A 22,460-nucleotide genomic window follows, 5' to 3' on the forward strand; every position below is an offset into this window, starting at 1 on the left:
GCCTTACCCGACCGCGGTTAGGATTGTGTTTCCGCCTCAGTCGTGGGTCCAGCCGCCGTGTTTCATCGGCACGACCCGCCCCGCATAGCGAACCGTCACGCCCGCGCCTTCGGTCACGGCTCCGATCTTCGTCAGGCGTGTGAACCGGCGTTCGGCCTCGCGCCGCAGCGCCTCCTCATGCCGAGGATGGGCTGTAAAGACGATCTGATAATCGTCGCCGCCGGCCGCCAGGATCGACAGGGCCGCCTGAGCATCGACCCGTTTGTCGAGCCAGGACTGCGCGGCGGAGGACAAGGGCAGGACGGCCAGGTTCAGCTCCACCCCTCGCCCGCTGGCCTTGGCGATATGGGCCAGATCGGCCGCCAATCCGTCGGACAGATCGGCCGCCGCCGTCGCCAGTTCACGCACCACCTTGGCGAAATCCAGCTGGGGCGCCGGCGTGCGATAATGGGCGATCAGCGCCTCCAGACGCTCGGGCTCCAGCGACAGCTCGCCCCGCGCCGCCCTCAGACCCAACACCCCGTCGCCGATGGTCCCGGTCACGAACACCAGATCCCCGACCTGGGCCCCGCCCCGCGACACCGTCTCGCCCTCGGGAACCCAGCCCAGGGCGGTCAGGGAAAACACCGCCGGCCCGGGCGTCTTCACCGTATCCCCGCCGATCAGGAAGACGCCGAACCGCGCCTGATCCTCGGCCAGGCCCGCCGCAAAGGCCTCGCGTTCGGGCCAGCCGCAGCGCTCCGACCAGCAGCAGGCCATCAGATAGCCGAAGGGTTCGGCCCCCTTCGCCGCCAAATCCGACAGGTTCACCCGCAGCAGCTTCTTGGCCACCGTGTCCAGCGGATCGTCGGGCAGGAAATGCACGCCCTCGACGATGGCGTCCTTGGTCAGAACCAGGTCATAGCCGGGTCGCGACGGCAGCACCGCCACATCATCGGCCAGTCCCCGGCCCCATTCGGGATGGGCCAGGGGCCGCAGCAGCCTCTCGATCGTCTCGAACTCGCCCGCGACGTCGAGCGCCGGCATTATTTGCGCGTGTCTCTGGACACGCCGTCCAGCGCCGCATTGACGAACCGCGCTTCGGAGTCGTCGAAGAAGGCCTTGGCCAGCTCGACATATTCGTCGATCACCACTTCGCGCGGCGTCTCCGGATGCTTGATCAGCTCCCAGGCCCCGCAGCGCAGGAGGGCGCGCAGAGTGGCGTCGATCCGCTCCAGCTTCCAGTTGGACGCCAGACGCGCCTTGACGGCGGCGTCGATGTCGCGCTGGCTCTCGATCACACCGCGCACGATGTCGGCGAAATAGGCCTCGTCCGCCTCGGCCAGGGCCTCGCCCTCGATATCGGTGTCGAAGCGGAAGTTGGAGAATTCGGTGATCACCGTCTCCACGCCCTCGCCCGCCAGCTCCATCTGGTACAGGGCCTGGACGGCGGCCAGACGCGACACGGTGCGCGCACGGCGCTGTTTGGAGCTCAGATGGGGCTCGGCCCGCTGCTTCTCGGCCTCGGCCAGTTGTTCGAGGACGGCTTTGACGCTGTTCGGTTCAGTCATGCGCCGAGGCCTAGCCGCAACCGCTTCTTCAATGCAATGAGCTCGAGGCAGGCTTTCGCCGCTCCGCCGCCCTTATCCCCTTCCGAAAGCCGCGCCCGGTACCAGGCCTGGTCCTCGTCCTCGGTCGTCAGAATGCCGTTGCCGATGATCAGCCCCTTGACCCCCAGGGCCATGATGCCGGCCGCCGACTGGTCCGAGACGATCTCGAAATGATAGGTCTCGCCGCGGATCACGCAGCCTAGGGCGACATAGCCGTCATAACGCGGCGCAGTCGGGAACCGCCCGGCCTCCTCGGCCATGGCGATGACGGCCGGGATCTCCAGCGCGCCCGGCACGGTGACGACGTCGAACTCGGCGCCGCGCGCCTTCAACGTCTCCTTGGCGCCCTCCAGCAGGGCGTCGGCCAGTTCATCGTAGAAGCGCGCCTCGACGATCAGAATACGGGGGGCCTCGGTCACGCCTTGTCTTCTCCATCCATGTCGCGCCAGCCGACGATGCGCAGGCCATAGCCCTCCAACGCCGTCGGTTCGGGTCGCGTCGAACTCATCACGATCATGTCCTTGACGCCCAGGTCCAGCAGGATCTGCGCCCCGACGCCATAGGCCCTAAGCGACCGGTCCACCGCCGCCGGCTTGTCCACGCCCGCCAGACGTTCCGCCAGCGAGTTCAGCGACGGATCGCGCAGGAAGACGACCACGCCCGGACCGTCATGATCGGTGATCTGTTTCAGCGCCTTGGGCACATAGTCCTGGCGCGTCTCGACATGGCCCAACAGGTCGCAGGCGAAATCCACCTGATGCATCCGCACCAGGGTCGGCTTGGACGGATCGATCTTGCCGTGGACCAGGGCGACATGTTCCGCGCCCTCGATCGTGTTCCGGTACAGCATCAGGCGGAACGGCCCGCCGTGGACGCTCTCGAACGGCGTATCCATGACCCGCTCGACGAACCGCTCGGTGCGGCGGCGATAGGCGATCAGATCGGCGATGGTGCCGATCTTCAGCCCGTGCAGCTGGGCGAAGGCGACCAGATCGGGCATCCGCGCCATCTCGCCGTCGTCCTTGATGATCTCGCAGATCACCCCGGCCGGGGTCAGGCCCGCCATGCGGCTGATGTCCACCGCCGCCTCGGTATGGCCGGCGCGGACCAGAACCCCGCCGTCGCGCGCCACCAGGGGGAAGATGTGTCCGGGCGAGACGATGTCGTCCATGCCCTTCGACGCGTCGGTCGCCACATGAATGGTGCGCGACCGGTCGGCCGCCGAAATCCCGGTCGTCACGCCGTCCTTGGCCTCGATCGAGACGGTGAAGGCGGTCTTCATGCTCTCGCGGTTTTCCGCCGCCATCGGCGGCAGGCGCAGCTGGTTCGCACGCTCGGCGGTAATGGCCAGGCACACCAGGCCGCGCGCCTGGCGGATCATGAAGTTGATCTGCTCGGGGGTCGCGAACTGGGCGGGGATGATGATGTCCCCTTCGTTCTCGCGATCCTCGGCGTCCACCAGGATATAGGGACGGCCGTTGCGGGCGTCCTCCAGGATGTCCTCGATGGGACTGATCGGGCTGTCGTGAATTTTCGGCGCGGCTTGCATCATGCGGTCTCCTGCCACCGCGCGAGGTAACGCGCCAGCATGTCGATCTCGAGATTGACCGGATCGCCGACCTGCAGCCGGCCCAGGGTCGTCACATCCCACGTATGCGGGATGATATTTAACGAAAACACCCGCCCCTCGACGCTGTTCACCGTCAGGGACACCCCATCGACCGTGATCGAGCCCTTGGCGGCGATATAGCGGTGCAGGGGCGCCGGCGCCTCGACCTCGACCCGGTGCGACCCGCCCTCCGGCGTGATCGAGACGACCCGGCCCAGGCCGTCGACATGACCCGACACCACATGGCCGCCCATCTCGTCGCCCAGCTTGGCCGCCCGCTCCAGATTGATCCCGTCGCCGGCCTTCCACGCCCCCAATGTTGTCTTGGACAGGGTCTCGTTCGACACCTCGACCGCGAACCAGTCCGGCCCCTTCTCCGTCACCGTCAGGCAGCAGCCCGCATGGCTGATCGAGGCGCCCAGGTCGATCCCGGACACGTCCCAGGCGGTCTCAATCTCATAGCGGCGATCCCGCTCGGTCTCGCGGACGTCGCGAACGCGCCCGATGTCGGTGACGATTCCGGTGAACATTTCGGCTCCGGTCCCTTCCGGACCCAACAAACACAGTCTGACAATACGAAGATCGGCGACGAACCTTAAGGTGTCACGCCCGCTCGTAGCGTTCCCACAGATCGTCTCCGACAGGCTCCACGCCCAGGCGACGGAACTTGGGGGCGTCAGCCAGCTTTGCAAGAGCCAGGGCCGCCACGCAGGGCCGCCCCTCCTCGCCCAGCAGGATCGGCGCCCGGAACCACTCCAGCCGGTCCACCGCCCCGGTCCTCAGGAAGGCGGCCGCCACCTGCCCCCCGCCCTCGATCAGCACCGACCCCACGCCGGCCGCCTTCAGCGCCTTCAGCACCGCCGGGATCGCCGGACGCCCGTCCTCGGCCTCGACCTGTCGGACCTCGGCCGAGCCGATCGCACGCGCTTCGACCGCCGTCAGGATCAGCGTATTCTCGCCCGCCAGTTTCGCCGTCTCCGGCGTGCGCAACCGGCTGTCCAGCACCACCCGCAACGGCTGATCCACGCTCCGCCCGGGCAGGCGCGCGGTCAGTTCGGGATCGTCCTTCAGCACCGTCTCGACGCCCACCAGTATGGCGTCATGGCCGGCGCGCAGCCGATGGCCTTCCAGCCGAGCCGCCTCGCCGGTGATCCACCGGCTCTCGCCGTCAGCCGTGGCGATCCGCCCGTCCAGCGACGTGGCCAGCTTCAGGGTGACGCGCATCAGTCCTTGCCAGAGGGCTCGTCGAAGCCTTCGTCGCCCAGGAATTTGGCGAAATCGCCGGTCGCGCGGAAGTCCTTGTAGACCGAGGCGTAGCGGACATAGGCCACCTCATCCACGCCCTTCAGCGCCTTCATGATGAAGTCCCCGACCGTGCTCGACGGCACCTCGGTCTCGCCCAGGCTCTCCAGCTGGCGCACGATCCGGTTGACCATCTGCTCCACCTGCTCCGGCTGAACCGGGCGTTTGCGCAGGGCCACGCCCAGCGACCGCTCCAGCTTGTCCCGCTCGAACGGCGTGCGCCGTCCGTTGCGCTTCAGGATGACCAGTTCGCGCAGCTGCACCCGCTCGAAGGTGGTGAAGCGCCCGTTGCAGTTCGGACAGGACCGCCGCCGTCGGATCGCCGAGCCGTCGTCCGACGGCCGGCTGTCCTTAACCTGGGTGTCCTGATGACCGCAGAAGGGGCACTTCATCGGTCAGATCATCCGTAGATGGGGAAGCGGTTCGTCAGCTCCCGCACCTGGGCCGCCACGCCCGCCACCACGGCCGGATCGGCTTCATCGCCGCCGTTCATCGACGAGACGACGTCGGCGATCCAGTGACCGATCTGCTTGAACTCGGCCTCGCCGAAGCCGCGCGTGGTCCCCGCCGGGGTGCCCAGGCGAACGCCCGAGGTGACGGTGAAGGGCGCGGTGTCGAACGGCACGCCGTTCTTGTTGCAGGTCATCAGCGCCTTCTCGAGCTCGTGCTCGGTCGCCTTGCCGGTCACGCCCTTGGGCCGCAGGTCGACCAGGGCCAGGTGGCTGTCGGTGCCGCCCGAGACGATAGCCAGCCCACGCTCGACCAGCACCCCGGCCAGGGCCTGGGCGTTCTTGACCACCTGTTGCGCATACAGCTTGAACTCGGGCTGCAGCGCCTCGCCGAAGGCCACGGCCTTGGCCGCGATCACATGTTCCAGCGGCCCGCCTTGCAGGCCCGGGAAGACGGCCGAGTTGATCTTCTTGCCCAGGTCCGCGTCGTTGGACAGGATCATGCCGCCACGCGGTCCGCGCAGGGTCTTGTGCGTCGTCGTGGTCACGACATGGGCGTGCGGGATCGGATCGGGATAGGCGCCGCCCGCGACCAGGCCGGCATAGTGGGCCATGTCCACCATCAGATAGGCGCCGACGCTGTCGGCGATCTCGCGGAACCGCTTGAAGTCGATGTGGCGGCTATAGGCGGATGCGCCGGCCAGGATCAGCTTCGGCTTCTCCTTCTGCGCCATCTCGGCCACGTGGTCATAGTCGATCAGATGGGTGTCTTCGCGGACCTTGTAGGTCACGGGCCGGAACCACTTGCCCGACTGGTTCGCCGGCGACCCGTGCGTCAGATGCCCGCCGCAGGCCAGATCCATGCCCAGGAAGGTGTCGCCGGGTTGCAGCAGGGTGAAGAAGACCGCCTGGTTGGCCTGGGCGCCCGAGTGGGGCTGCACGTTGGCGAAGGCCGCGCCGAACAGCTTTTTCGCCCGTTCGCGCGCCAGATCCTCGGTCACATCGACGAATTCGCAGCCGCCGTAATAGCGACGACCCGGATAACCCTCGGCGTATTTGTTCGTCAGGACCGAGCCCTGCGCGTCCAGCACCGCCTGGGAGACGATGTTCTCGGACGCGATCAGCTCGATCTGCTCCTTCTGCCGCCCCATCTCGCCCTGAATAGCCTTGAAGACGTCCGGATCGGCGTCGGCCAGGGTCTTGGTGAAATAGGCGTCATGGGTGAAGGCGGTCACGTCGGAATCCCCGCGTCTGAGAAGGCCGCCTATCTAGTCCGCACCGGACCGAACCACAATATCTAGTGGTCACACTCGACCGACGGATCAGATCCGCTTAAGGCGCATCGCCGACCAATTCGCATCCACCGCAATCTGACTGACGGTGTCCAAGCCGTGGCCCAGGGCAAGCGTCCGTATCCGATCGCGACTGAGATCGCCGGCTAGAGGCGACGTTAACTTGGGATAGGCGATCCAAAATATGGCGTCAGCGCCCAGCCGCGGCGCCGTCTCCACCAAGCGCGTCTCCAGCTGGCTTTGGTCGGCGACAAAAACCAGCACTACCTCCGCCTCTTCCATAGATCGACGCGGCACGCCAACAAGCCCCTCGATATCGGCCGGATCGTCCACAACGGCTAGGCGGCGCCCGTTCTTGACCTGAAGACGTTCCAGCAACGGCTTGTCCGACACAATTAGCCTCCCTGAGCCTGAAGGACTCGCCTCAACTTCGCGATCGCCACCCGCTCCACCGCCTTGGGCTCGTTGACCGGCCCCATGGCGCTGACCTCGCGCCCGGTCGCCACATGGATGGCTGAGCATTTGATATAGGGCCCGTTGCGCACGAACTCGACAATGATCTCCCCGCCGTCGCCCATGATCAGAGCGTCTTCAGCGCCCGCGACAGATCGACGGTGTCGAGCTCGCCGTTCCAGTAGCCGATCAGGGCGTCGCTGTTCAGCCGAATCCATGCCTGTACGGCCTTCAGATCGGCGGTGGGCAAAGGCCCATGGATCAGTTCCGGCTCGGGCCGCACGCTGACGGTCGCGATATCGTCCACGTCCATACGGTCGCCGTGCGCCCGGCACACCTTGACCCGCGCGTCGTGCCGCGCCCGTCCCTTGGGACTGACCCAGACGGTCATCGGCAGGCCCGTATGTCTAGGATACAGGTTCGCCATCTCGAAAAGGTCGACCTCCTCGGGCGGCGTGTCCGGCGCGGGATGATGGACGTTCATCGCGCCATCATAGCCCAATCCCCTTTGTCAGGAAACGATCAGGCCGCCACAGACCGCCGCGCCACATTGCAGTGGGCGAACAGCCGGTCCATCGCCAGGACCAGATGATCCATCATCTCATCGGTATGGTTCGGCGAAGGGGTGAAGCGCAGCCGCTCGGTCCCCTTGGGCACGGTCGGATAGTTGATCGGCTGAACATAGACGCCGTACTCGTCCAGCAGCATGTCCGAGATCATCTTGCAGTGGATCGGATTGCCGACATGCACCGGCACGATATGGCTTTCCGAGTCCATGACCGGGATCCCGGCGGCGGCGAACCGCGCCTTCAGGGTCGCCGCGCGTTCCTGGTGTTGTTCGCGCAGTTCGGGATGGGTCTTCAGATGCCGCACCGAGGCCAGGGCCCCCGCCGTCAGCGCCGGCGGCAGCGACGTCGTGAAGATGAAGCCCGAGGCCCAGCTGCGCACCGCGTCGATGATCACCGCGTCGGCCGCGATATAGCCGCCCATGACCCCGATGGCCTTGCCCAGGGTGCATTCGATGATGTCGATCTGGTCCAGCACGCCGTCACGCTCGGCCACGCCGGCGCCGGTTTCGCCATACAGGCCGACCGCATGGACCTCGTCCAGATAGGTCATGGCGCCGTATTTCTTGGCCAGGGCCACGGTCCCGGCAAGGTCGGCGATGTCGCCGTCCATCGAATAGACGCTCTCGAAGGCCACCAGCTTGGGCGCCCCGGCCGGAGCCGCCGCCAGCAGGGCCTCCAGATGGGCCAAATCATTGTGCTTGAAGATGTGACGCTCGCCGCCGCCGTGCCGAATGCCGGCGATCATCGAGGCGTGGTTCAGGGCGTCGGAGAAGGTGATCAGGCCGGGCAGGATCTTCTGCAGCGTCGACAGGGTCGCCTCGTTGCCGACATAGCCCGAGGTGAACAGCAGCGCTGCTTCCTTCTGGTGCCAGTCGGCCAGTTCGGCTTCCAGATCCACCGCCGAACGCGTCGTACCGGAGATATTGCGCGTGCCGCCGGCGCCGGCGCCCACCGCCTCGATCTCGTCCTGCATGGCCTTCAGCACGTCCGCGTGCTGGCCCATGCCGAGGTAGTCGTTGGAGCACCAGATCACGACATCCTGTTCGGACCCGTCCTCGCGGCGACGCACCGCCTGCGGAAACTGACCGCGCACCCGCTTCAGATCGGCGAAGACGCGATAGCGTCCCTCGCTCCGCACCCGCTCCACCGAGCTTTCAAAGGCGGCCTTATAGTCGAACACGATATTCGTTCTTTCGCTTATGGCGATGTCTGTCCGTTCTTTGCGCCCGACGCCGCCGCTTGTCCATGCGCCCCATGTGGTCAAAACGCCCCAAACCCTTCATTGATAACGACTCTCAGGAACGCACCGCTCTCACCTCCCCGTCGGCGAGCGCCAGGAGAGGGCGACTCGACGCCAGACGCTGGCGAGGTCATCAGACCCTCCCCCGCTTGCGGGGGAGGTGGCCCGGGGTCCGCGCAGCGGACCAGGGTCGGAGGGGGAAGTCTTGCTCGAACTAAAGACTTCCCCCATCGTCAGGCGTGTCGCTACGCGCCACGGCCTGACACTTCCCCCGCAAGCGGGGGAAGGTCTGTGATGGTCGATCACATGACCCATGCGCGCACAATGACGCTGGTCTCTCCTCAAGCATTTCAACGCTCTAAAAGAATCTCACCCCGACTTCCGCGCCATACCAGCAATCGCGCGTAACCTCCTCCCATCCCCGCCGATGGGGAGGGCGTCGGATCCAGCGCCCTGACGGCGGCGGGGCTGTGGTCGAGCGATGAAGCCGGCGGGATGGAGACCGCCGGGGTCCTTAGGGGCGGCGATGGATGCCGTCTCCTGCTCGCCGCACGCTTAGGAAAGCGGACCGCTGTCGACCTACGTCGGCATGTCCGCCCCGGCGAAGCCGTCGCAAGGCGGCCCGCCGATCCGGCAAGGCTCGAAGGCTAGGGCCGCCAGCCGGAGCGCGTGTGGAAAACGGCCGCTCGGGACGACGCCTGCGCCGAAACGGTAAAAACATATCCACTCCGGGCGCAGTCCCGGCGTCCCGAGCCCTCCCCGAACTTCGCTGGTCCGCCGCGAAGACAGAGCCAATTCACCCTGACCGGAATCTCTCCTACAACCCTCCCATGGCTCCGCTTCGTCCCGACACCCTGGCCTCCGCTTTGTCGCGCATCTTCGAAGGGCCGATGATCGATCGCGCCAGCTGGTTCGCCCTCACCGGGGGCGAGCGACTGTTTGCGGCCGGCGATCCGTCCGACACCCTCTATCTGGTCCGCTCGGGGCGGCTGGGGGTCTTTCACGTCGAGCCGGATCAGCCGCCCCAGTTGGTCGGCGTCATCCGGCCCGGAGAACCCGTCGGCGAAATGGCCATGGTGGCCGGCACCCCGCATACGGCCGACGTGGTCGCCCTGCGCGACACCGAAATCCTGGCCCTGCCGCGCGACGCCTTCTTCGAGGCCGCCCGATCCGAGCCGGACCTGCTGGTCGAACTGTCGCGCCTGATGATCCACCGCGCCCGCGAACGGACCGTCGGCGCCGCCGAGCCCAATGTCTTCGGCTTCGTCTCGGCCCGCCCCCGTCCGATCCGCGCCTTCGTCGAGCGGATCGCCGCCGCCGTCCAGGCCATGGGTTTCACCTGCAAGGTCATCGACCAGTCGGCCCTGACCTCGGCCGCCGAATGGTTCAGCCGGGTCGAGGACGATCACGACTATGTCCTCTATGTCGCCGAACTGGACCAGACCGCCTGGGCCGAGTTGTGCGCCCGCCAGGTGGACCGGCTGTTCATCGTCGGGAGCGGGCTTCTGGTCCCGCCGTCCGACTTGCCGCGCCGGATGGGATTCGGCGACGACCGGCGCCTGACCGACCTGATCTTGCTGCGCGATCCGCGCATGAACCAGCCGGCCAACACTCGCGTCTGGCTCAATGCGCTGCAACCCGACCGTTGGTTCCATTGCGTCGCGGGGGTCGAGGCCGACACCGCCCGCATGGCCCGGGTCCTCACCGGCACGGCCGTGGGCCTGGTCCTGTCGGGGGGGGGGCGCCCGCGCCTATTGCCACATGGGGGCGGTCAAGGCGCTGGAAGAGGCCAAGGTGCCCATCGACTTCGTCGGCGGCGCCTCCATGGGGGCGGTCGTGGCCGCCGGCCCGGCCCTGGGCTGGTCGTTCGAGCGGCTGGACTACGAGATCCGCCGCGCCTTCGTCGAGTCTGACCCCCTGTCGGACCTGGCCTTCCCCATCGTCGCCATGTCCCGCGCCCGCAAAGTGGCCCGCCTGCTGGAGCGGGCCTATGGCGACATAGATATGGCCGATCTCTGCCTGCCCTTCTTCGCCGTCTCCTCCAACCTGACCTCGGGCCGAATCGAGGTTCATCGCGCCGGCCTGATGCGCCGGGCCATGCGGGCCTCCATCGCCATTCCCGGCGTCCTGCCCCCCGTGGTCATGGACGGCCAGGTGCTGGTGGACGGGGCGGTGCTGAAGAATTTCCCAACCAGCGTGATGCGCCAGCTGAACAGCGGCCCGATCATCGGCGTGGACATGTCCCAGACCCGCGGCGTCGATCCGGCGGCGCTGGAAAACCCGCCCTCCTGGTGGAAATGGGTGCTGTCAGGCGCCTGGAAGGCCGGACCGCCCATCGTGTCCATCCTGATGCGTTCGGCGACCATCACCACCGACGCCGAGATGGAGCAGTCGCGCGCCGCCGCCGACGTCCTGATCCTGCCGCGCACCGGCGGGACCGATATCCGCGACTGGAAGGCCTATGACGAGCCGGTCGCCGCCGGCTACGAGGCGACCCGGGCCGCCCTGGCGGACCTGACCGTCCCCGTCACCCACCTGCGGCGGCGCCCGACCCGCGCCATCGAGCCGTGAGGTCAGAGCGGGGCGCAGACCCGCTCCAGCCAGACCCGTACCTCGCCCTCGACCAGGGGCCCCACCTTGGCCAGGGTCTCGGCGTGATAGGCGTCGACATAGGCCCGCTCTTCGGGGGTCAGCAGATTGACCGCGATCAGCTTGCGGTCGATCGGCGCAAAGGTCAGCTGTTCGAACCCGTGCATCGGCCGCTCGCCGCCCTCGGGAATCACGGCCGGCGTCACCACCTGCAGGGTCTCGATCCGGATGCCCCAATGGCCTTCGCGGTAATAGCCGGGCTCGTTGGACAGGATCATCCCCTCCAGCAGCGGCTGGCTGGTGCCCCATTTGGCGATCCGCTGCGGCCCCTCGTGGACGCCCAGATACGAACCGACGCCATGACCCGTCCCATGGTCGTAATCCAGCCCTGCCGCCCACATCGGCGCCCGCGCTATGGCGTCCAGGGCCATGCCGCTGGTCCCCGCCGGGAAGCGGATGGTCGCCATGGCGATATGGGATTTCAGCACCAGGGTGAACTTGTGACGCTGGTCCGCCGTCGGCTCGCCCACCGCCATGGTGCGGGTCACGTCGGTCGTCCCGTCCAGATACTGACCGCCGCCGTCCACCAGCAGCAGGGAGCCGTTCTCGATCCGGCGGATCGTGGCGCCGACCGGCTTGTAATGCGGCAGGGCGCCGTTCGGCCCCGCCCCGGCGATGGTGTCGAAGCTCAGGTCCTTCAGCGCCCCGGTCGCCTCGCGGAACCGCTCCAGCGTCTCCACCACCTCGCGCTCGTCCGGCAGGCTCTGTTGCGCCGTCGTATCGACCCAGTGCAGGAAGTTGGCCAGGGCCGCGCCGTCGCGGATATGGGCCTGGCGGCTGCCCTCGATCTCGACCGCATTCTTGGTGGCGCGCGGCAGGGCGCAGGGGTCCGCCGCCCGCACCACCGTCGCTCCCGCCTGCTCCAGCCGGTCGAAATACCAGGCGGAGGACAGGGCCGGATCGATCATCACCTTCCGACCCGTCAGACCGTCCAGCGCCTCGGCCAGCCGTTCCGGCGCCTCCAGCTGGACGTCGTCGCCCAGCCAGGCCGGCAGTTCATTCGTCACCTTGGCCCCGTCCAGGAACAGCCGCGCCCTGCCCTCGGCCGTCAGCACGGCCTGACCGATCGGCAGGGGCGAACGGATCACGTCGCCGCCGCGCACATTGAACAGCCAGGCGATCGACATGGGAGCGGTCAGCACGACCGCGTCGGCGCCGGCGTCCGCCACGGCCTGACCGATCCGGGCCCGCTTCGCCGCATGGGCCTCGCCGGAATAGACGTCCTCGTGAGGAACGACCGGGGCGGTCGGCTGGGCAGGACGATCCGCGCCCCAGGCCTGGTCCAGCGGATTGACCTCGACCGGCTTCAGCTCGGCCCCGGCCTTCTCCGCGGCCCGCTTCAGGGCGACCAGGGCGTCCGGGCTGTGCAGCTTCGGATCATAGCCGATCACCTGACCCGGCTTGGCCGTCTCCAGATAAGCGGCGACCGCGTTCAGGTCGCGCCGTTCGAACAGGGCCGGATCGGTCTGGGCCTTGACCTGCACCGTATAGCGACCGTCGGTGAACATGCTGGCCCGATCCTGAAACACCACCGCCGCCCCGGCCGAGCCGGTGAAGCCGGTGGCCCAGGCCAGCCGCTCGTTGGCGTCGGGCAGATATTCGTTCTGGTGCTCGTCCTCGTGCGGGATCAGGAAGCCGTCCAGCCCCTGCTCCGCCATTCGGGCGCGCAGCAGTGGCAGGTGTTTGGCCCCGAAGGACGGATCGGTGGTCTCATCGAAGGTCTGGCGCATCATCTCGTCTCTTGTTCCTCAGCCCATCCGCCTCAGCACCAGGGCGCTCCAGGCGTCGTGATGGATGCGCTTCTCCAGCCGGAATCCGCGCGACGTATAGGCCGCCGTCACCCGGCGCTCCTGGGTCCGCAACAGGCCCGACAGGATGGCGACCCCGCCCAGGCTCAGCGCCATCTTGATGTCCTGCGACAGGGCCACCAGCGGCGGGGCCAGGATATTGGCGAAGACCAGGTCATACGGCCCGTGGCGGCGCACCCGCTGATCGTTCAGGCCCGAGGCGTGGACGAAGCTGGCGTGGGCCTGGTTAAGGGCGGCGTTTTCGTTGGCGATCCGCACCGAGGGGGCGTCGATGTCGGTGCCGACCGCGATCCGGCTGCCCGTCCGCGCCGCCGCGATGGCCAGGACGCCCGTGCCGCAGCCGACGTCCAGCACCCGCTCGAAACGCTCGCGCTTCAGCAGGTCGTCGAAGGCCTCCAGACAGCCGACCGTCGTGCCGTGGTGGCCGGTGCCGAAGGCGGCGCCGGCGTCGATCTTCAGATTGACGGCGTTGGGCGGCACTCGTCCCTCGTCATGGGCCCCATAGACGAAGAAGCGCCCGGCCCGCACCGGCGGCAGGCCCGACAGCGACATGGCCAGCCAGTCGGCGTCGGCCAGCTTCTCGACCGTGACGGTGACCGGATAATCGGCCAGGGTCGCCTTCAGCCCCTCGACCTCTTCGGCCGTGGTCGGGAAGGCGTCGATGCGCCAGATGTTGCGATCCTCGTCCTCCTCCAGGATGGAATAGGTCGCGCCCTCCAGCGAGGGATCGGCGTCGATGGCGGCGGCGGCGGCCTCGGCGCTGTCGCGCGGACCCCGTGCGATTATCTGAACTGCGGACTCGGACATTTTTCAAACACCGCTAAGATGGCGAATCGTTGCGATCCGGCGCTTCGTCTTCCCGACGCCGCCGGGCTTTTTAACTAACCGAGGGGTCGGGGAATACATGGCCAAGTCACCGTCTACGTCTAAAACTGCGTCGCCGAAGCCGGCGACCGCCGCTTCCAAGCCTAAAGCCGCGCCGAAGTCGAGCGCTGTGAAGCCTGTCGCCGAGAAAACCGTCGCGCCTAAGGCGACCAAGCCCGCCGCTGCAAAGCCTGCGACCAAGGCCGTCGCCAAGACCACGGCCGCCAAGCCCGCCGCGAAAGCCGCAGCCCCGAAGGTCGCTGCGCCCAAGGCTGCGGTCGCCAAGGCCGCCGCTCCGAAGACCGCTGCGCCCAAGGCGGCCGCCAAGCCCAAGGCCGCGCCTGCCGCCAAGGCCGCGCCGGTGAAAGCCGCCGCGCCGAAGACCGCGCCGGCCAAGGCGTCCAAGCCCGCCGCTGCAAAGCCCGCGCCCAAAACCGCAGCCAAGCCTGCGGCCGCCAAGCCCGCCGCCAAAGCTGCGGCTGCGCCCAAGGCGGCTCCCGCCGTCGCCGCAGCGCCGACGCCCGCTCCGATCGTTGCGCCCGTCGCTGCGGCTCCGGCGCCCAAGCCCGTCGAAGCCGCCAAGCCCGCTCCCACCCCCGCTCCCAAGGCGGAAGAAAAGAGCTTCTTCGCCAAGCTGGGCGACATGATCTTCGGCAAGCGCTGATTTCGGATCGCAGTCGAGACTGAAGATCGCCGGACGGGTCCGCCCGTCCGGCGATTTCTATCTCAGGCGCTCCGCCAGAAAGTCCACGAACACCCTTACCCGCGCCGGCATATTGGCCCCGCCGACAAAGACCGCGTGGATCGGCTCGCGGTCGCCGGGATTGAAGGATTCCAGCAGTGGGACAAGCCGCCCCATTTCGATGGCGTCCGCCACGCTGAAATTGCCCACTCGCGTCACGCCCACGCCGGCCAGCGCCAACTGCGTCAGCGTCTCGCCATTGTTGGCCTCGATCGGTCCCTTCACCGTCAGGGCGTAATCCCGCCCCTCGCGCCGGAACGGCCAAACCGGCTCGGCCCGACGGAAATTGAAATTCAGGCAATCGTGCTCGTGCAGGTCCTCCGGAACCTGCGGCGCGCCCCGTCTCGCCAGATAATCCGGCGACGCGACAATGGTCCGCCCCGTCTCGCCCAGTCGCCGCGCCGTCAGCGGACTGTCTGCCAGCGGTCCGAACCGGATGGCGACATCGGCCTGCCCCGCCGCCACATCGACCACGACATCGGTCAGATTGAAGTCGATCAATATGTGCGGATACAGGCGGGCGAACTCGCCCAGCAGCGGCACGACGCGCTGGCGACCGTGCGCCAGCGACGCGCTGACCCTGACCCGTCCGCGCGGCGCCCCCTGGTCGGCGATCACCCGCTCCGCGTCGTCCAGATCGGCCAGTATCCGACGCGCCGCCCCCAGATAGGTCTGGCCCTCCGCCGTCAGCGTCAGCACCCGCGTGGTCCGCAGCATCAGCCGCACGCCCAGCCGCGCCTCGATCCGGTCGATGGTCCGGCTGACCGCTGACGGCGTCAGATCCAGCGTCCGCCCCGCCGCCGAGAAACTGCCGCTCTGCGCCACGGCGGCGAACACTTCCATCTCTCTCGCGCGGTCCACGCCGGTCGTTTGCATCTGTGCGTCCAGATCAAAAATCCTTGGCCTGAAGCCTGCCTACCGCCCCAGCGAACCGCCGTCCATCTGTGCGCCTGGACAAGGACATCGCCGAAGGACAACCATGAAACTCAATCCTCCCCTCTTGGCCCTCGCGGCAGGCGCCTTCGGCATCGGCGTCACCGAGTTCGCCCCGATGGGCCTGCTCCCTGTCATCGCCGCCGATCTGGGCGTTTCCATCCCCACGGCGGGCCTTTTGATCAGCGCCTACGCCCTGGGCGTCATGCTGGGCGCGCCCCTGATGACCCTGACCACCGGCCGTGTGCCGCGTCGGGCTCTGCTGATCGGTCTCGCCGCCATCTTCACCATCGGCAATCTGCTGTCTGCGATGTCGACCGACTACACGATGCTTCTGATCGCGCGGGTCATCACCTCGCTGAACCATGGCGCCTTCTTCGGCGTCGGCTCGATCGTGGCCGCCAGTCTGGTGGCGCCGAACCGTCAGGCGGGCGCCGTCGCCGCCATGTTCATGGGCCTGACCATCGCCAATGTCGTCGGGGTGCCCCTCGCGACCTGGGCCGGAGACGCCCTGGGCTGGCGCGCCAGCTTCTGGGGCATCGCCGGGATCGGCATCCTGGTCATGGCCGCGCTGCGCCTGACCCTGCCCAACCTGCCCGCCCCGACCGGCGGGAATATCGCCGCCGAACTGCGCGTGCTGGGTCGCGGTCCCGTCCTGGCGGCCCTGGCCCTGACCGTGATCGGCTCCAGCGCCATGTTCACGGTCTTCACCTATATCGCCCCGATCCTGCGCGAGCAGACCCAGGCCTCGCTCGGCTTCGTCACCGCCATGCTGGTGACCTATGGGCTGGGTCTGACGCTCGGCAACTGGCTGGGCGGGAAGTTCGCGGACAGGTCGGTCGACCGCACCTTGATCGTGACCCTGGCCTCCCTGTCCGCCATCCTGGTCGCCTTCGCCGTAGCCATGCCGTTCGCGGTGCCGACCTCCATCCTGGTCTTCCTGTGGGGGATCGCCAGCTTCGCCCTGGTGCCGCCGCTCCAGGTGCGGGTCATGGCCGCCGCCGGCGATGCGCCCAACCTCGCCTCGGCCATGAACATCGGCGCCTTCAACCTCGGCAACGCCATCGGCGCGGCAGTGGGCGGAGCGGTGATCGCCAGCGGCCTGGGCTATCCGGCTGTATCTCTGGCCGGGGCCGTCGCTTCGGGACTGGGCTTGCTGCTGGTCCTGTTCCTGACCCGCAAACGGGTGTCGGCGACAGCGCCAGCCATCGGCTGAGGCCCATCAGTGAAAGTCACGCGACCCCGGCAGAATGCGGACGTCGCGCGGATGCCGGCCGGTCGGGCTGCGCGGCCCTTGCGGATATTTCACCGCATCCGCCCGCGACAGTTCGACCTGCAGGTCATAGTCCTCGGACAGCCGCCCCAGCTCGGACGACCGGTCGATCACTCGCCGCGCCATGACGTGCAGCACGCCTTCGACGCTCTTCTCGACCGTGCCCTCTACCTCCATCAGCCGGGCGGCCATGACCTCGCGCCGGAAGGTCTCGAACAGCCGCGCCCACAGCAGGATATTCACCACCCCGGTCTCATCCTCCAGGGTCACGAAGATGGCGTTGCCCGTACCCGGCCTCTGGCGCACCAGCACCACCCCCGCCGTCTTCACCAGGGCCCCGTGGTTCTTGGCCTCCACGGCCTCGGCGCTCAGCACCCGTTCAGCGTCGAACACCGGCCGCAGGATCTGCATCGGGTGGCCCTTCAGCGACAGGCGCGTCGTCTGATAGTCGGTGGCGATATGCTCCTTCAGCGGCATCAGTGGCAGGTTCGCCGCCGCCTCAACGCCCAATTCCCTCGCCCGCGCAGCCTGGAACAGCGGCAAGGGCTCGTCGTCCGGCAACCGCCGCACCGCCCACAGCCCTTCGCGCCGATCCAGCCCCAGAGAGCGGAAGGCGTCCGCATCCGCCAGCTTCCGCATCGCCGCCGCCTCCAGCCCCGTCCGCCGCGCCATCTCCTCCACGTCGGTAAAAGGCGCGTCGCGTACCTCGGCCAGCTTCGTCGCCCAACCTTCTTTGAACCCGTCGATCTGACGCAAGCCCAGCCGCAGAGCCAATCCCCTATCGCCCGGTTCCAGCCTATTGTCCCAAAGGCTGTGGTTCACATCGATCGCCCGCACCTCGACCTTCTGCGGACTCTCCTGCGCATCCCGCACCAACTGGGCCGGCGCATAGAACCCCATCGGCTGACTGTTCAGCAGCGCACAGGCGAACACCGCCGGATGATGGCATTTGATCCAGGACGAGATGTAGACCAGCCTGGCGAACGAGATGGCGTGGCTCTCGGGGAAACCATAGGAGCCGAAGCCCTTGATCTGTTCGTAGCAACGCTCGGCGAAGGCCACATCATACCCTCGCGCCTTCATGCCCTCGACCATGAGCTGGCCGTAGTGGCTCAGGTTCCCGTCGCCCCTGAAGGTCCCCATGGCCTTGCGCATGCCGTTCGCCTGCTTGTCGTCAAACCGCGCGGCGACCATGGCGATCTTCATCGCCTGTTCCTGAAAAAGCGGCACGCCCAGCGTCGCCTTCAACACGTCCTTCAACTCATCGGGATGTCCGAACTCTGCACCGGGAGAAGGATAGTCGACGGCTTCCAGACCCTGCCGCCGCCGCAGATAGGGATGAACCATATTGCCTTGAATCGGCCCGGGGCGAACGATCGCCACCTGAATGGCCAGATCATAGAACCGCTTCGGCTTCAGCCTCGGCAGCATGTTGATCTGCGCCCGGCTCTCCACCTGGAAGACCCCGATGGAGCGCCCCTGTTGCAGCATCTTGTACGTCGGCTCGTCGGCGTCAGGGACCGTGTCCAGTCTGAGATTCAGCGCCCCGTGCTCAAGCAGCAGGTCGAACGCCTTTCGGATACAGGTCAGCATCCCCAGCGCCAGCACATCGACCTTCATCAGCCGCAGCGCGTCGATATCGTCCTTGTCCCATTCGATGAAGGTTCGGTCCGGCATGGCCGCATTGCCGATGGGAACCAGTTCGTCCAGCCGATCCTGGGTCAGGACGAAGCCCCCGACATGCTGGGACAGGTGCCGGGGAAACTCAAGCAGTCGCCGGGTCATGGCTACCGCACGGATCACGGTCGGATTGCCGACCTCGAGCCCGGCCTGCTCCAGATGCCCATCCGGAATATCCGATCCGAAACTGCCCCACTGGCTTCCCGCCAGACGCGCCGTCACATCCTCGGTCAGCCCCATGACCTTGCCGACTTCGCGGATGGCGCTGCGCGGACGATAGCGGATCACGGTGGCGGCGATGCCGGCTCGGTGGCGACCGTATCGTTCGTAGATGTGCTGGATGACCTCCTCGCGCCGCTCGTGTTCGAAATCGACGTCGATGTCCGGCGGCTCCTTTCGATCCGACGAGAGGAACCGCTCGAACAGCAGGTCGTGCACGCTCGGATCGACCGAGGTGATGCCCAGAACATAGCAGACGGCCGAGTTCGCCGCCGAACCTCGCCCCTGACACAGGATGCGCTGGTCGTTCGCAAATCTGACGATGTCGTGGATCGTCAGAAAATAGTGGGCCAGATTCTCCTTGGCGATAAAGGCCAGCTCCTTCTTCAGAAGGTCCCGCACCTTGCCCGGCACGCCTTGCGGATATTTCCGCTCCTCATAGATCGACACCAGTTCGGCCAGCCGATCCTGCGCCGTCATGCCGGGTGGCACCGGCTCTTCAGGATAATTGTAGCTCAGATCCCCGAGATCGAACGCCACCCGCGCTAGCACGTCCTGCGTCTCGGCCACCGCCTCCGCCGCGTCGGCGAACAGGCGGCTCATTTCGGCGGGCGGTTTCAGGTGGCGTTCGGCGTTCTGATCCAGTCGGCGGCCGGCGTTCTCCAGCGTCACCCCCTCGCGGATACAGGTGACCACGTCCTGCAGGTCGCGCTGGTCGGCGTCGTGATAGAGGACGTCATTGACCGCCAGAAAGGACACGCCCGTCGCCCCGGCCAAGACCTTCAGCCGCGCCAGTCGGCGGCGGTCGTCGCCCCTCCGGCCCATGGCGACGCCCAGCCAGACGGCGCCCGGCGCGGCGTCGTTCACCTGGCGCAGCAGGGCCTCCAACCCCTCCAGTCGGCGGGGCGGCATGACGATCAGCAACAAACCTTCGGACGCGCGCAGAAGGTCGCGCAGGCCGATCTCGCACTGGCCCTTCTTCGCCCGGCTGTTGCCCAGGGTCAGCAGGCGGCACAGACGCCCCCAACCCTGCCGGTCCTCGGGATAGGCCAGGATGTCCGGCGTCCCGTCGTTGAACCGCAGCCGCGCGCCCAGGACCAGCTTGAAGGCCTTGGCCCGCGCCTTGATTTCCTCCGGATCGATGTCGACGGGAAACGAGTCCTCCACCAACACCGTCTCGCCGGGTCCGCCGCCCTGGCGCACCCGATCCGGCGGCGACCAGCCCTCCTCCCGCAGCGTCTTCAACGCGCTCCACGCCCGCACCACCCCGGCCAGGGTGTTGCGGTCGGCCAGCCCCATTCCGGTATGGCCGCGCAGGATGGCGCTCAGCACCAGATGTTTCGGATGCGACGCCCCTTCCAGGAAGGAGAAGTTGCTGCGCGTCGCCAGCTCGGCATAGGCGGTCACGCGAAGACCCCGTGCACGAACCAGCGCGGGGCCGGCTCCTCGCCATAGAAGCCGGAGCGGAAGAGCCAGAAGCGCCGCCCCTCCTGGTCCTCGACGCGGTAATAGTCGCGCGTGGGCTCCAGCGGCCCCCGAAGCCTGCGCCACCACTCGGGCGCGATACGTTCGGGGCCTTCGACACGGACCAGACGGTGATCCACCCGCCGCCAGATGAAACGGTTCGGCGGATGATCCGGCACCTCCGCCGTGGCCAGGACCGGCTGGGGCGGATCGAACATTTGCAGCGGCCTCAGCGGCGGGTCGGCCGGGTCCAGTTCGATCCAGACGGCGACTTCGCCCACCGGAAGCGCCGCAGGGGTCAGGCGTACGGCGCGTTCGGGCCAGTGCGACTCTATCGGTTCAAACCGGCTGACCGCCTCCGGCCCCAGCCGCGCGGTCAGGCGGTCGACCAGTCGTCCCAGATCCTCCGCGCCCGGAGGGGTGCGGTCAAAACCGCGCTGGCGCGAGGCCAGACGGTCGGCGACCGGCACGGACAGGCGCAGTTGGTCGAAGCCGAAACCCGGATCCAGCGGCCGCGCCAGACTGGCCAACCGCTCGCGAAACAGACGCAGCACGGCCGCCGCGTCGCGCGTGGGCCGGCCCGTGCGCACGGTGATGTGGCGCACCTCCCCGTCCAGACGGAAGAACCCGGCCTGAAAAGCCCGACCGCCCTGAGCGCGCAGGTCCAGCCGGTCCATGGCCTCGGTCAGCAGGTCGCCGATCACCGCCTCGACGTCGGTCGTTTCGGTGATCGGTTCGACCAGGATGCGATCAACAGAAATCAGCAGGACCGGCCGTTCGGGCCGGATGCGGGCGTCCTCGCGCCCCAGCACCCGGTTCAGCCGCGTCGCCGACGCCGCGCCGAACCGGGCGGCGATGGGGGCGGTGGGGCGGTCGGCCAGATGCGCCAGGGTCTTCAACCCCGCGCGGGAGAGGGCCTGGGTCTCCTTGTCCGACAGCTCCAGCGCCGCGACCGGCAGCCGGCGCAGGGCCTGGCTCTGTCCCTCGCCCTCATAGATCCCGCCACGCCCGAACCGGGCCAGGGCGCGCGCCGCCTCGGGCGTGCCGGCCATGGCCAGACGAACCGCCAGACCCACGCCCCGGGCCCGCGCCGCGACCGCACGGACCAGGCCCGCCTCGCCCCCGAACAGATGGGCGCAGCCGGTCACGTCCAGCGCCAGCCCGTCCGCACCATCGGTCGCCGCCATCGGGGTGAAGCGGCCGAAATCCAGCAGCACGCGCTTCAGCAGCCCTGCGTCCGCCTCGGGCCGATGCGCGACCACCCGGATGTCCGGCGCCCGCGCCCGCGCATCGGCCAAGGTCATGCCCGGCGATAGCCCCAGCGCCAAGGCCGACCCGTCTGCGGCGGCCAAACGCAGAGCCCCCTTCACCTTCTCCACCAGCACGGTCGCGGGTTCAGCCGTAGCGGCGGACCGCCCCTCCTCCCGCCGCAACCGATCTGTCGGCAGCAGGGGAAACCAAACCGCCAGGTAGCGTCGGTCGTTGCGACTGTTCATGTCCGGCATTCTGCCCGCCTTGTTCAAAGACTCCGCGCTCACGATCCCACTCCATGATCCAGGTCCTCGGCTGCGCGCCCAGCCGATGCCGCAACAGTTCGACCGCATAGGTCGGATGGCCGGGAGCGTCCGCCTCCAGCGCCCGTGACAAAGCCCCGCGGACCCGCCACCGGGTCTCGGCCGCGCTGGGCTGAGGCTGGGCTGACAGCCGCGTCAGCACGGCCGTCGCTCGCCCCTGCCCCGCCGCCATCGACAGGCGGCGGGTGGCCGTCAGACCCAGAACCTTGTTCTCGCCCCACGCCGTCAGCAGCACCGCCCCAACGGCCCCGCAGGCCAGGGCCTCCTCGCCCGCCGCCAGCAGGTCCTTCATCTCCTTGACCCGCACCAGAACCAGCCGTCCGGGATCCAGCCCCAGTTCGCGCAAGCCCGGCCCATAGATCTGCCCGGTTTCCAGCCCCGCCATGGCCTGGACGCCCCAGACCACGGGCCGCTCGCCGGCCGCCCGGCGCACCAGCCCCAGGGCGAATCCAAGAGCCGCCGTCGCATCCGAGGTGGTCGCGGCATAGACCTCGTGCAGCCCATGGGTCGCCAGCCCGCCCAGATGACGATCCGCCGCCTCCAGGCCCAGGTCGAAGCGCGCCTCATCGACCGGATGGCCGTCGCCCTCCAGAGCTTTCAGATGTTCGCGCAGGGCTTCGATCTTGCGGTCGGAGCGCACAATAGTTCTCCTTTTGTTCTCTCATATGCCTCCTTCACGCCCGGCGGAGTCAAGCGGAGTCCAACTGGACATGGGAATTTATTCCGCGCCCGCCGGTCGAACGAAATATCG

At 67.9% G+C, this 22,460-nt stretch carries 21 protein-coding genes and 1 pseudogene; 4 read left to right on the forward strand and 18 right to left on the reverse strand.

Annotated features, from left to right (window positions below; all coding sequences use genetic code 11):
- Positions 1 to 36 precede the first annotated feature (36 nt).
- From thiL to hemA, 12 genes are all read right to left on the reverse strand, one after another.
- The gene (gene thiL, locus ACW170_RS12580; RefSeq protein ID WP_492086998.1) at positions 37 to 1,026 is read right to left on the reverse strand and encodes a thiamine-phosphate kinase; all 990 of its coding nucleotides are present in this window, start codon (positions 1,024 to 1,026) and stop codon (positions 37 to 39) included.
- Positions 1,026 to 1,550: a transcription antitermination factor NusB gene (gene nusB / locus ACW170_RS12585; protein WP_492086999.1), complete on the reverse strand. Its 525-nt coding sequence runs from the start codon at positions 1,548 to 1,550 to the stop codon at positions 1,026 to 1,028. Before nusB ends, thiL begins: the two co-directional genes overlap by 1 nt.
- Positions 1,547 to 2,008 (reverse strand): 6,7-dimethyl-8-ribityllumazine synthase, encoded by a 462-nt coding sequence (gene ribH / locus ACW170_RS12590; protein WP_492087000.1) that lies wholly within the window; start codon positions 2,006 to 2,008, stop codon positions 1,547 to 1,549. Before ribH ends, nusB begins: the two co-directional genes overlap by 4 nt.
- Positions 2,005 to 3,141 (reverse strand): 3,4-dihydroxy-2-butanone-4-phosphate synthase, encoded by a 1,137-nt coding sequence (gene ribB, locus ACW170_RS12595; protein ID WP_492087001.1) that lies wholly within the window; start codon positions 3,139 to 3,141, stop codon positions 2,005 to 2,007. Before ribB ends, ribH begins: the two co-directional genes overlap by 4 nt.
- Positions 3,138 to 3,728, reverse strand: a complete 591-nt coding sequence (locus ACW170_RS12600; protein ID WP_492087002.1) for a riboflavin synthase — start codon at positions 3,726 to 3,728, stop codon at positions 3,138 to 3,140. The genes ribB and ACW170_RS12600 overlap by 4 nt, the downstream gene beginning before the upstream one ends.
- 73 nt (positions 3,729 to 3,801) lie before the next feature.
- On the reverse strand, positions 3,802 to 4,422 hold the full coding sequence (locus ACW170_RS12605; protein WP_492087003.1) for a RibD family protein: 621 nt from the start codon (positions 4,420 to 4,422) through the stop codon (positions 3,802 to 3,804).
- Positions 4,422 to 4,892, reverse strand: coding sequence for a transcriptional regulator NrdR (gene nrdR, locus ACW170_RS12610; RefSeq protein ID WP_492087004.1), 471 nt, complete (start codon positions 4,890 to 4,892; stop codon positions 4,422 to 4,424). The genes ACW170_RS12605 and nrdR overlap by 1 nt, the downstream gene beginning before the upstream one ends.
- An 8-nt stretch (positions 4,893 to 4,900) precedes the next feature.
- The gene (glyA, locus tag ACW170_RS12615) at positions 4,901 to 6,184 is read right to left on the reverse strand and encodes a serine hydroxymethyltransferase (RefSeq protein WP_492087005.1); all 1,284 of its coding nucleotides are present in this window, start codon (positions 6,182 to 6,184) and stop codon (positions 4,901 to 4,903) included.
- A gap of 87 nt (positions 6,185 to 6,271) precedes the next feature.
- A complete protein-coding gene (locus ACW170_RS12620) occupies positions 6,272 to 6,634 on the reverse strand; it encodes a DUF3052 family protein (RefSeq protein ID WP_492087006.1) in 363 nt (120 codons plus the stop codon).
- Between the two features lie 2 nt (positions 6,635 to 6,636).
- Positions 6,637 to 6,819, reverse strand: coding sequence for a DUF6898 family protein (locus ACW170_RS12625; protein WP_492087007.1), 183 nt, complete (start codon positions 6,817 to 6,819; stop codon positions 6,637 to 6,639).
- A 2-nt stretch (positions 6,820 to 6,821) separates the two neighbouring features.
- Positions 6,822 to 7,178 (reverse strand): hypothetical protein, encoded by a 357-nt coding sequence (locus tag ACW170_RS12630; protein WP_492087008.1) that lies wholly within the window; start codon positions 7,176 to 7,178, stop codon positions 6,822 to 6,824.
- A 38-nt stretch (positions 7,179 to 7,216) separates the two neighbouring features.
- Entirely contained in the window at positions 7,217 to 8,443 is a 1,227-nt protein-coding gene (hemA, locus tag ACW170_RS12635) for a 5-aminolevulinate synthase (RefSeq protein ID WP_492087009.1), read from the reverse strand.
- Positions 8,444 to 9,393: 950 nt separating this feature from the next.
- Here hemA and ACW170_RS12640 point away from each other — a divergent pair.
- Together ACW170_RS12640 and ACW170_RS12645 are read left to right on the forward strand one after the other, a co-directional pair.
- A pseudogene (locus ACW170_RS12640) lies at positions 9,394 to 10,074 on the forward strand (cyclic nucleotide-binding domain-containing protein); the annotation flags it as partial.
- A gap of 190 nt (positions 10,075 to 10,264) precedes the next feature.
- Positions 10,265 to 11,074: a patatin-like phospholipase family protein gene (locus ACW170_RS12645; RefSeq protein ID WP_492087010.1), complete on the forward strand. Its 810-nt coding sequence runs from the start codon at positions 10,265 to 10,267 to the stop codon at positions 11,072 to 11,074.
- 2 nt (positions 11,075 to 11,076) lie between these two features.
- Here the strand turns inward: ACW170_RS12645 and ACW170_RS12650 are convergent, their stop codons facing one another.
- Both ACW170_RS12650 and ACW170_RS12655 read right to left on the reverse strand, forming a co-directional pair.
- Positions 11,077 to 12,882: an aminopeptidase P family protein gene (locus tag ACW170_RS12650; protein ID WP_492089178.1), complete on the reverse strand. Its 1,806-nt coding sequence runs from the start codon at positions 12,880 to 12,882 to the stop codon at positions 11,077 to 11,079.
- A gap of 18 nt (positions 12,883 to 12,900) precedes the next feature.
- On the reverse strand, positions 12,901 to 13,767 hold the full coding sequence (locus ACW170_RS12655) for a 50S ribosomal protein L11 methyltransferase (protein ID WP_492087011.1): 867 nt from the start codon (positions 13,765 to 13,767) through the stop codon (positions 12,901 to 12,903).
- A 187-nt stretch (positions 13,768 to 13,954) separates the two neighbouring features.
- On the opposite strand from ACW170_RS12655, the gene ACW170_RS12660 reads away from it, so the two are divergent.
- Positions 13,955 to 14,488 carry a hypothetical protein gene (locus ACW170_RS12660; protein WP_492087013.1) on the forward strand — a complete coding sequence of 178 codons (534 nt, stop codon included), beginning with the start codon at positions 13,955 to 13,957 and terminating at the stop codon, positions 14,486 to 14,488.
- Positions 14,489 to 14,545: 57 nt separating this feature from the next.
- Here the strand turns inward: ACW170_RS12660 and ACW170_RS12665 are convergent, their stop codons facing one another.
- Positions 14,546 to 15,442 (reverse strand): LysR family transcriptional regulator, encoded by an 897-nt coding sequence (locus ACW170_RS12665; protein WP_492087014.1) that lies wholly within the window; start codon positions 15,440 to 15,442, stop codon positions 14,546 to 14,548.
- 103 nt (positions 15,443 to 15,545) lie between these two features.
- Between ACW170_RS12665 and ACW170_RS12670 the strand changes: the two genes are divergently transcribed.
- On the forward strand, positions 15,546 to 16,715 hold the full coding sequence (locus ACW170_RS12670) for an MFS transporter (RefSeq protein WP_492087015.1): 1,170 nt from the start codon (positions 15,546 to 15,548) through the stop codon (positions 16,713 to 16,715).
- A gap of 6 nt (positions 16,716 to 16,721) precedes the next feature.
- Here ACW170_RS12670 and ACW170_RS12675 read toward each other — a convergent pair whose 3' ends face one another.
- Genes ACW170_RS12675 through ACW170_RS12685 form a run of 3 tightly spaced genes read right to left on the reverse strand, consistent with a single transcriptional unit; the run spans position 16,722 to position 22,349 of the window.
- Entirely contained in the window at positions 16,722 to 20,078 is a 3,357-nt protein-coding gene (locus tag ACW170_RS12675) for an error-prone DNA polymerase (RefSeq protein WP_492087016.1), read from the reverse strand.
- A complete protein-coding gene (locus ACW170_RS12680) occupies positions 20,075 to 21,631 on the reverse strand; it encodes a Y-family DNA polymerase (RefSeq protein WP_492087017.1) in 1,557 nt (518 codons plus the stop codon). Before ACW170_RS12680 ends, ACW170_RS12675 begins: the two co-directional genes overlap by 4 nt.
- Complete coding sequence (locus tag ACW170_RS12685) at positions 21,531 to 22,349, reverse strand: ImuA family protein (RefSeq protein ID WP_492087018.1); 819 nt, start codon at positions 22,347 to 22,349, stop codon at positions 21,531 to 21,533. The genes ACW170_RS12680 and ACW170_RS12685 overlap by 101 nt, the downstream gene beginning before the upstream one ends.
- Positions 22,350 to 22,460: the final 111 nt, after the last annotated feature.

It is taken from the genome of Brevundimonas sp. FV2ps16 (assembly GCF_058681075.1).